The sequence below is a fragment of the Acidovorax sp. A79 genome, assembly GCF_041154505.1.
In the GTDB taxonomy this organism is placed as follows: Bacteria; Pseudomonadota; Gammaproteobacteria; order Burkholderiales; family Burkholderiaceae_C; genus Acidovorax.
The window spans coordinates 2568915-2577500 of sequence record NZ_AP028672.1 but is presented as its reverse complement, the minus strand read 5'-3'; the positions used below and the strand labels follow the sequence as shown (position 1 = coordinate 2577500).

Below are 8586 nucleotides of genomic sequence, written 5' to 3'. Positions count from 1 at the left end.
GGGGGACCATCCTCCAAGGCTAAATACTCGTAATCGACCGATAGTGAACCAGTACCGTGAGGGAAAGGCGAAAAGAACCCCGGGAGGGGAGTGAAATAGATCCTGAAACCGCATGCTTACAAAAAGTAGGAGCCCGCAAGGGTGACTGCGTACCTTTTGTATAATGGGTCAGCGACTTACATTCAGTGGCAAGGTTAACCGAATAGGGAAGCCGTAGAGAAATCGAGTCCGAATAGGGCGAATCAGTCGCTGGGTGTAGACCCGAAACCAAGTGATCTATCCATGGCCAGGATGAAGGTGCCGTAACAGGTACTGGAGGTCCGAACCGACTAGTGTTGCAAAACTAGCGGATGAGCTGTGGATAGGGGTGAAAGGCTAAACAAACTTGGAAATAGCTGGTTCTCTCCGAAAACTATTTAGGTAGTGCCTCAAGTATTACCGTCGGGGGTAGAGCACTGTTTAGGCTAGGGGGTCATGGCGACTTACCAAACCTATGCAAACTCCGAATACCGACGAGTACAGCTTGGGAGACAGAGCACCGGGTGCTAACGTCCGGACTCAAGAGGGAAACAACCCAGACCGCCAGCTAAGGTCCCTAAAATTGGCTAAGTGGGAAACGAAGTGGGAAGGCTAAAACAGTCAGGATGTTGGCTTAGAAGCAGCCATCATTTAAAGAAAGCGTAATAGCTCACTGATCGAGTCGTCCTGCGCGGAAGATGTAACGGGGCTAAGCCAGTTACCGAAGCTGCGGATTTGCAATTTATTGCAAGTGGTAGGAGAGCGTTCTGTAGGCCTGTGAAGGTGTCTGGTAACGGATGCTGGAGGTATCAGAAGTGCGAATGCTGACATGAGTAGCGTTAAAGGGGGTGAAAAGCCCCCTCGCCGTAAGCGCAAGGTTTTCTACGCAACGTTCATCGGCGTAGAGTGAGTCGGCCCCTAAGGCGAGGCAGAGATGCGTAGCTGATGGGAAACAGGTCAATATTCCTGTACCGATCAATAGTGCGATGTGGGGACGGAGAAGGTTAGCTCAGCCAACTGTTGGATATGTTGGTTCAAGCCTGTAGTCGTGCCTGGTAGGCAAATCCGCCGGGCTTAGATGAGGGGTGATAACGAGTCTGCTTGCAGACGAAGTGAGTGATACCCTGCTTCCAGGAAAAGCCACTAAGCTTCAGCTATTGACGACCGTACCGCAAACCGACACTGGTGCGCGAGATGAGTATTCTAAGGCGCTTGAGAGAACTCAGGAGAAGGAACTCGGCAAATTGATACCGTAACTTCGGGAGAAGGTATGCCCCAAGTAGGTGAACCTGTACAAGGCGAGCCCAACGGGGTTGCAAAAAATCGGTGGCTGCGACTGTTTAATAAAAACACAGCACTCTGCAAACACGAAAGTGGACGTATAGGGTGTGACGCCTGCCCGGTGCTGGAAGATTAAATGATGGGGTGCAAGCTCTTGATTGAAGTCCCAGTAAACGGCGGCCGTAACTATAACGGTCCTAAGGTAGCGAAATTCCTTGTCGGGTAAGTTCCGACCTGCACGAATGGCGTAACGATGGCCACACTGTCTCCTCCTGAGACTCAGCGAAGTTGAAATGTTTGTGATGATGCAATCTCCCCGCGGAAAGACGGAAAGACCCCATGAACCTTTACTGTAGCTTTGTATTGGACTTTGAACAGATCTGTGTAGGATAGGTGGGAGGCTTTGAAGTGAGGTCGCTAGATCTCATGGAGCCAACGTTGAAATACCACCCTGGTGTGTTTGAGGTTCTAACCTAGGTCCATTATCTGGATCGGGGACAGTGCATGGTAGGCAGTTTGACTGGGGCGGTCTCCTCCCAAAGCGTAACGGAGGAGTTCGAAGGTACGCTAGTTACGGTCGGACATCGTGACGATAGTGCAATGGCATAAGCGTGCTTAACTGCGAGACTGACAAGTCGAGCAGATGCGAAAGCAGGACATAGTGATCCGGTGGTTCTGTATGGAAGGGCCATCGCTCAACGGATAAAAGGTACTCTGGGGATAACAGGCTGATACCGCCCAAGAGTTCATATCGACGGCGGTGTTTGGCACCTCGATGTCGGCTCATCTCATCCTGGGGCTGTAGCCGGTCCCAAGGGTATGGCTGTTCGCCATTTAAAGAGGTACGTGAGCTGGGTTTAAAACGTCGTGAGACAGTTTGGTCCCTATCTTCCGTGGGCGCTGCAGATTTGAGGAAGCCTGCTCCTAGTACGAGAGGACCGGAGTGGACACACCTCTGGTGTATCGGTTGTCACGCCAGTGGCATTGCCGAGTAGCTAAGTGTGGAAGAGATAACCGCTGAAAGCATCTAAGCGGGAAACTCGTTTCAAGATGAGATCTGCCGGGGCCTTGAGCCCCCTAAAGAGTCGTTCAAGACCAGGACGTTGATAGGTCAGGTGTGGAAGCGCAGTAATGCGTTAAGCTAACTGATACTAATTGCTCGTGCGGCTTGACCCTATAACTTTGATAGCCAACACACGCAAGTGTGCAAAGCTCAAAGATTGTTATGCCAAGTTGACGCAGTCAAAAGACACAAAATCTGATTCCATACTCTATGAATTCGCCAGGCTGTTCCACGAACAGCCCAGCACCAAGTTATGCCTGATGACCATAGCAAGTTGGTACCACTCCTTCCCATCCCGAACAGGACAGTGAAACGACTTTGCGCCGATGATAGTGCGGGTTCCCGTGTGAAAGTAGGTCATCGTCAGGCTCTTACAGCCCAGAAAACCCCAGTCAGCAATGACTGGGGTTTTTTGCTTTGGGGAACGGCGAAAAGCACGTTGTGGGTAGTGCGTCTTCCGTGACACCACTGGCGTTTATCGAAGCTAAGTCCGGCAGGCGCGGGCGGTACACCCCGAGGATCGAGGGAAGGGCCTGCACGAAAGCCCGGTGGCTCAACCGCCTTGCCGCTGTCCGTCCACGAACACCAGCAGTTCTTCCTTGCCGAAGGCCGTCCACTCCTCATTGGTGGTGAGGGGGGCCGTCACGATCACGGCCACGCGGTCCGTGGCCGTGGTCCGGGTGGCGAAGTCGATGCGCACGTCCTCGTCCGACAACTGTGCCTCGCTGAACGGGTGTTTGCGCTCGATGTAGTACAGCCCTGTGGATGCATGGGCCCACAGCGCCTGGCCGTTGGAGAGCAGGAAATTGAAGGTGCCATGCGGCGCGATGCGCGCGGCCAGCTCTTTCAAGGTGATGGTCAGTTCGGCAATGCTGGGCACGCTGGCATGGGACTTGGCCAGCTCCTGCATGATCCAGCAGAAGGCGTGCTCGCTGTCGGTATCCCCCACCGGATGGAAATGCGCATGCAGGCGGGGGCGGAAGTCCTTCAAGTCACCGTTGTGGGCGAACACCCAGTACCGGCCCCACAGCTCGCGCACGAAGGGGTGGCAGTTCTGCAGGCTCACCACACCCTGGGTGGCCTTGCGGATGTGCGCGATCACGTTGCGGCTCTGGATGGGGTAGCGACGGATCAACTCCGCCACGGGCGAATTCACGGCGGGCAGATGGTCCACGAAGTGCCGCAGTCCCCGGTCTTCGAAAAAGGCAATGCCCCAGCCGTCGGCATGGTCGGCTGTGTTGCCGCCGCGCTGCGCGAAACCGGTGAAGCTGAAGGTCACGTCGGTCGGCGTGTTGCAGTTCATACCGAGCAGTTGGCACATGGTCGAGCAAAGTCCGGATCAATCGGCCATCAGGCCGGGGGTGAAGGGGGAGAGGCATCGGCCGGCGCCGCAGGTGCTTCGCGCAGCTGCCATGCGGCCACCAGGGCCAGCAGGCACAGCGCGGTCAGCATCAGAAAGGTCTCGCCAAAGGCGTCGATGCGGGCCGTGTTGCTCGCGCCCGAGGTCAGCGATGCACCATGCGCCCCCAGGCGCCACTCCAGCACGATACCGCACAGGCTCACGCCGGCGGCCCCGCCGAGCATGCGCAGGAAGCCGATGGCGCTCGATCCCTGCGAGATCAGCGACTTGTCCAGCGGCCGCATGGCCCCCAGGTTGAGCGACGGCAGGATGAAGCCGAGTCCGATGCGGCCCAGGATCGCAAAAGCCACCAGCATCCACAGTGCGGAGCCCAGGCCCACCAGCACCATGAGCCCGAACGACAGGGCCAGCAGGGCCAGGCCGATGCTCACCAGCAGGTGCGTGGGCTGCCTGTCGGCCAGCCGTCCCACCAGGGCGATGGTGATGGCCAGCACGAAGCCCGCGGGCAGCATGATGGTGCCCACGTGCGAGGCCGAGAGCGACAACCCCAGTTGCATGAACACCGGCAACAGGTAGGTGGAGCCGAACAGCGCCGTGCCATAGATGAACGCCACGATGCTGCCCATGGCGAACTGCCGGTACTGGAACAACCGCAAATCCATCAGCGGCTTGCGCCCCTGCCGCAGCTGCCGGCGTTGCCAGCCGATGAAGAGGCCCGTGGCGACCACGGCACCGGCCAGCAACAGGATGGCCTCCGATGCGGTGCCCCCATGCAGTGCCACCAGCCCATTGAGCAGGCACAGCGTCCCGGCCGTGCCCAGCGCCAGGCCGCGCCAGTCGAGCGCCTCGCCCTGGCGGTTGGCGGCCACCCCGCCCGGCGCGGTGACGGGCACGAATTTGTAGGCGAGCCAGAGGGAGGCCAGGCACAGCGGCACGACCATGAAGAAGATGGAGCGCCAGCCGAACCAGTCGACCAGCAGGCCGCCAATGCTCGGTCCGATGGCGGGCGCCAGCACCACGCCCATGCCGAAGATGCCGCTGGCGCGGCCCTGCTCGTGGGGCTGGAAGGCGTAGAGGATGATGACGGCGGGAATGGGCTGCACGACCCCGGCCGCCAGCCCCTCGGCCACCCGGGCGGCCAGCACCAGGCCGAAATCACGGGCCAGCCCGCCGCCGATGCCGCCGGCCAGCAGCAGGAGCATGGCGCCCACATAGGTGGCGCGGTAGCCATAGCGGGACAGGAGCCACGGCGTGGTCAGCATCGAAACCGTGGTGGCCACCATGAAGCCCGAGGTGACCCATTGGGCGCGCTCCTGGCCCAGGGTGAAGTAGTGGCTCATGTCGGGGATGGCCACGTTCACGATGGTCGACGACATGATCGACGCCATCGTGCCGACCATGACGGACAGCAGCAGCAGCCAGCGGTAGCGCTCGCCATGGCGTTCGCGCAGGGCGGCGAGGGAACCAGAAGAAGGCTGTGTTGTCATGGATCGGTGGGCTGGCGATCAGTTGCGAAGAAGCACGGACTCTTCAATGGGCTGGCGCAGCCCCAGGCCAGCGCAGCCAGGGAAGGGCCACCCCGCAACGAGGACCGGGCCCTCCCTTTTTCGGATTGCTGCAAAGCAATTCGAGAGCAGGGGGAAGGAGCCCAGTGCCTCGGGGGGATAGTCAGCTCCTCTCCAACCAGAGCTTGCCGCCCGTGGCCCAGTTCTCCCGCTTGACGTCGGTGATCAGGATGTCCACCGACTCGGGCGAACCGCCGAGCACCTCGACGGAGACGCGGGTGATCTCTTCCACCAGCTTGCGCTTTTGCTCGACCGTGCGGCCTTCCATCATTTCGACGTGGTACGTGGGCATATCAGCCTCCTTGGAGATAGTTGCAGAAAACAAAAGCGGAAATCATATCGGCGCCGGCGCCGGCGCGTCTTCAGAGGCGCCGGGCCGGGGCGCCGGTGGAGCGCCCCGCGCGCCGCACGCAGGACAGATACACACCTGGCCCCGTGCTGGGGCCGGCAGCGCCGCCAGCGCTTCCGGGTTGATCACCCGCGCCATGCACCAGCAGCTCTCGGCGGGCTGGCCCGCCGCGATGGCGCACTGGTTCGGCTGGCCGCACAGGGGGCAGCTGGAGGAGGGGGAGGAAGACGGCGCAGCGGATGGCGGGGCACTGGAGGGCGGCATGATGGCGGGCGGCACGCGCCCGCTGTGGATGGGAGGCGGCTGCGGGCCCAGTGTAAGGCGCCTGCGGCGTCCCGTCTTCCGCGCAGCGGGAAAGCCTGGGCGCTGGTGCCATGCGCGGCGGGCGGTCCGTGCCGCGCACCACTGGCACGTGGCCCGCCGCAGCCAGGGCAATCCATAAAAAAACAGCTGCCAGCGCTTGATGGGCAGGCGCTGGCAGCTATCAATAGGTGAGCGTGGCGCGCTTTGCGCGCGGCGTTCCCGGAATCAGGTGGCCTGTGCGGCCTTGAGCTTCAGGCGCCAGGCATGCAGCAGGGGTTCGGTGTAGCCGCTGGGCTGCTCCTGGCCCTTGAAGACCAGGTCGCAGGCGGCCTGGTAGGCCATGCTGGTGGCGAAGTGGCCCGCCATCGGCTGGTACAGCGGGTCGCCCGCGTTCTGGCCGTCCACCACCGCGGCCATGCGCTCGAAGGTCTCGCGCACCTGCGCTTCGGTCACAACGCCGTGCAGCAGCCAGTTGGCCATGTGCTGGCTGCTGATGCGCAGCGTGGCACGGTCTTCCATCAGGCCCACGTTGTGGATGTCGGGCACCTTGGAGCAGCCCACGCCCTGGTCCACCCAGCGCACCACATAGCCCAGGATGCCCTGGGCGTTGTTGTCCAGCTCCTGCTGCTTCTCGGCGTCGCTCCAGTTGGGGGCGGCTGCCACGGGCACGGTGAGCAGGCCGGTCAGCAGGTTGTCGCGCTCGGCGTTCACGTCGGTCTTCTCCAGGCCGATCTGGATCTCGGCCACGTTGACCTGGTGGTAGTGCAGCGCGTGCAGCGTCGCGCCGGTAGGGCTGGGTACCCAGGCGGTGTTGGCGCCGGCCTTGGGGTGGGCGATCTTTTGCTTGAGCATCTCGGCCATCAGGTCGGGCATGGCCCACATGCCCTTGCCGATCTGTGCCTTGCCGCGCAGGCCGCAGGAGAGGCCCACCAGCACGTTGTTCTTCTCGTACGACTGGATCCAGGCGCTGGTCTTCATGTCGCCCTTGCGCACCATGGGGCCGGCGTGCATGGCGGTGTGCATCTCGTCACCGGTGCGGTCCAGGAAGCCGGTGTTGATGAACGCCACGCGCGCCGATGCGGCAGCGATGCAGGCCTTGAGGTTGACAGAAGTCCGGCGCTCTTCGTCCATGATGCCCAGCTTCACGGTGCTGTCGGGCAGGCCCAGCAGCTTCTCGACGCGGCCAAACAGCTCGGCGGCAAAGCCCACCTCGGCGGGGCCGTGCATCTTGGGCTTGACGATGTAGACGCTGCCCTTGCGGGAGTTGCGGATACCGTTCGCGCCGTGGCCTTGCAGGTCGTGCAATGCGATGGCCGTTGTGACCACTGCATCCATGATGCCTTCTGGGATCTCGCGCTGCGCGCCCTGCGCGTCGGTCCAGAGAATGGCCGGGTTGGTCATCAGGTGGCCCACGTTGCGCAGGAACATGAGCGAGCGGCCGTGCAGGCGCACCTCGCCACCTTGCGGGCCCGTATAGATGCGGTCAGGGTTCAGCCCGCGCGTGATGGTCTTGCCGCCCTTGGCGACCTGCTCGGTCAGCGTGGCCTGGATGATGCCCAGCCAGTTGCTGTAGCCCAGCACCTTGTCCTCGGCGTCCACGGCGGCCACGGAATCTTCCAGGTCCAGGATGGTGGAGAGCGCGGCTTCCAGCACCAGGTCGCTCACGCCCGCCGCATCGGACTGGCCGATGGGCGTGGAACGGTCGATCTGGATGTCCAGGTGCAGGCCGTTGTGCTGCAGCAGCACCGACGAAGGCGCCGCGGCGTTGCCCTGGTAGCCCTTGAACTGCGAGGGATCCTTCAGGCCCGTGGTGCTCCCGTTGGCGAACGAGACGACCAGCTGGCCGCCTTCCACCTTGTAGCCCGTCGAATCCTTGTGCGAACCTGCAGCCAGCGGCGCGGTGTCGTCCAGCACCTGGCGCGCGAACGCGATCACCTTGGCGCCGCGCACGGGGTTGTAGCCCTTGCCCTTTTCGGCGCCGCCTTCTTCGCTGATGGCGTCCGTGCCGTACAGCGCGTCATACAGGCTGCCCCAGCGCGCGTTGGCGGCGTTGAGCGCGTAGCGGGCGTTCAGGATGGGCACCACCAGCTGCGGGCCGGCCTGCGTGGCCAGCTCGTCGTCCACATTGGCGGTGGTGGCCTTCACATCGGCGGGCTGGGGCACCAGGTAGCCGATCTTTTCCAGGAAACCACGGTAGGCCACCATGTCCTTGATGGGACCGGGGTTGGCCTTGTGCCAGGTGTCCAGCTCGGTCTGCAGGCGGTCGCGCTCGGCCAGCAGGGCGATGTTGCGCGGGGCCAGGTCGGCCACGATGGCGTCAAAGCCCTTCCAGAAGGCGGCGGCATCGACACCCGTGCCGGGCAGCACCTTGTCTTCGACAAAGCGGTACAGGGAGGTGGCCACTTGCAGGCCGTGGACTTTGGTGCGATCGGTCATGGGGTGCCTAGAAAGTTGTGCAAACGTGGATCAATGAAAAAGAAAACGGGACCTGCATGAGCAGGCCATGGGCAGACTGTATTGCAAATATTTGCCCACATAAATACGCTGAAAATCTCTAAACCAGTGACTTTTACGCACAACTGGTGGCCGTCCGTAGTCGCCCGGAATGGTGCTTTGGCCGGTTACCCACTACGCTGCGCACACAACA

At 61.7% G+C, this 8586-nt stretch carries 5 protein-coding genes and 2 rRNA genes (1 of these 7 cut by a window edge); 2 read left to right on the top strand and 5 right to left on the bottom strand.

Annotated elements, in window-relative coordinates; translation table 11 throughout:
- A 23S ribosomal RNA gene (locus tag ACAM51_RS11790) occupies window positions 1–2475 on the top strand; it begins 404 nt to the left of the window's first position.
- 143 nt (window positions 2476–2618) lie between these two features.
- Window positions 2619–2731, top strand: a 5S ribosomal RNA gene (rrf, locus tag ACAM51_RS11785).
- A gap of 184 nt (window positions 2732–2915) precedes the next feature.
- Here rrf and ACAM51_RS11780 read toward each other — a convergent pair.
- The 5 genes from ACAM51_RS11780 to ACAM51_RS11760 all read right to left on the bottom strand — a co-directional run bounded on the left by ACAM51_RS11780 (window position 2916) and on the right by ACAM51_RS11760 (window position 8375).
- Window positions 2916–3683 (bottom strand): class II glutamine amidotransferase, encoded by a 768-nt coding sequence (locus ACAM51_RS11780; protein WP_218296735.1) that lies wholly within the window; start codon window positions 3681–3683, stop codon window positions 2916–2918.
- Window positions 3684–3712: 29 nt separating this feature from the next.
- Window positions 3713–5209 carry an MFS transporter gene (locus ACAM51_RS11775; RefSeq protein ID WP_369643626.1) on the bottom strand — a complete coding sequence of 499 codons (1497 nt, stop codon included), beginning with the start codon at window positions 5207–5209 and terminating at the stop codon, window positions 3713–3715.
- Between the two features lie 181 nt (window positions 5210–5390).
- Window positions 5391–5579 carry a 4-oxalocrotonate tautomerase gene (locus ACAM51_RS11770; RefSeq protein WP_063462131.1) on the bottom strand — a complete coding sequence of 63 codons (189 nt, stop codon included), beginning with the start codon at window positions 5577–5579 and terminating at the stop codon, window positions 5391–5393.
- Between the two features lie 42 nt (window positions 5580–5621).
- The gene (locus ACAM51_RS11765) at window positions 5622–5900 is read right to left on the bottom strand and encodes a cysteine-rich CWC family protein (RefSeq protein ID WP_218341186.1); all 279 of its coding nucleotides are present in this window, start codon (window positions 5898–5900) and stop codon (window positions 5622–5624) included.
- A 264-nt stretch (window positions 5901–6164) separates the two neighbouring features.
- Window positions 6165–8375: a malate synthase G gene (locus ACAM51_RS11760; RefSeq protein ID WP_369643625.1), complete on the bottom strand. Its 2211-nt coding sequence runs from the start codon at window positions 8373–8375 to the stop codon at window positions 6165–6167.
- Window positions 8376–8586: the final 211 nt, after the last annotated feature.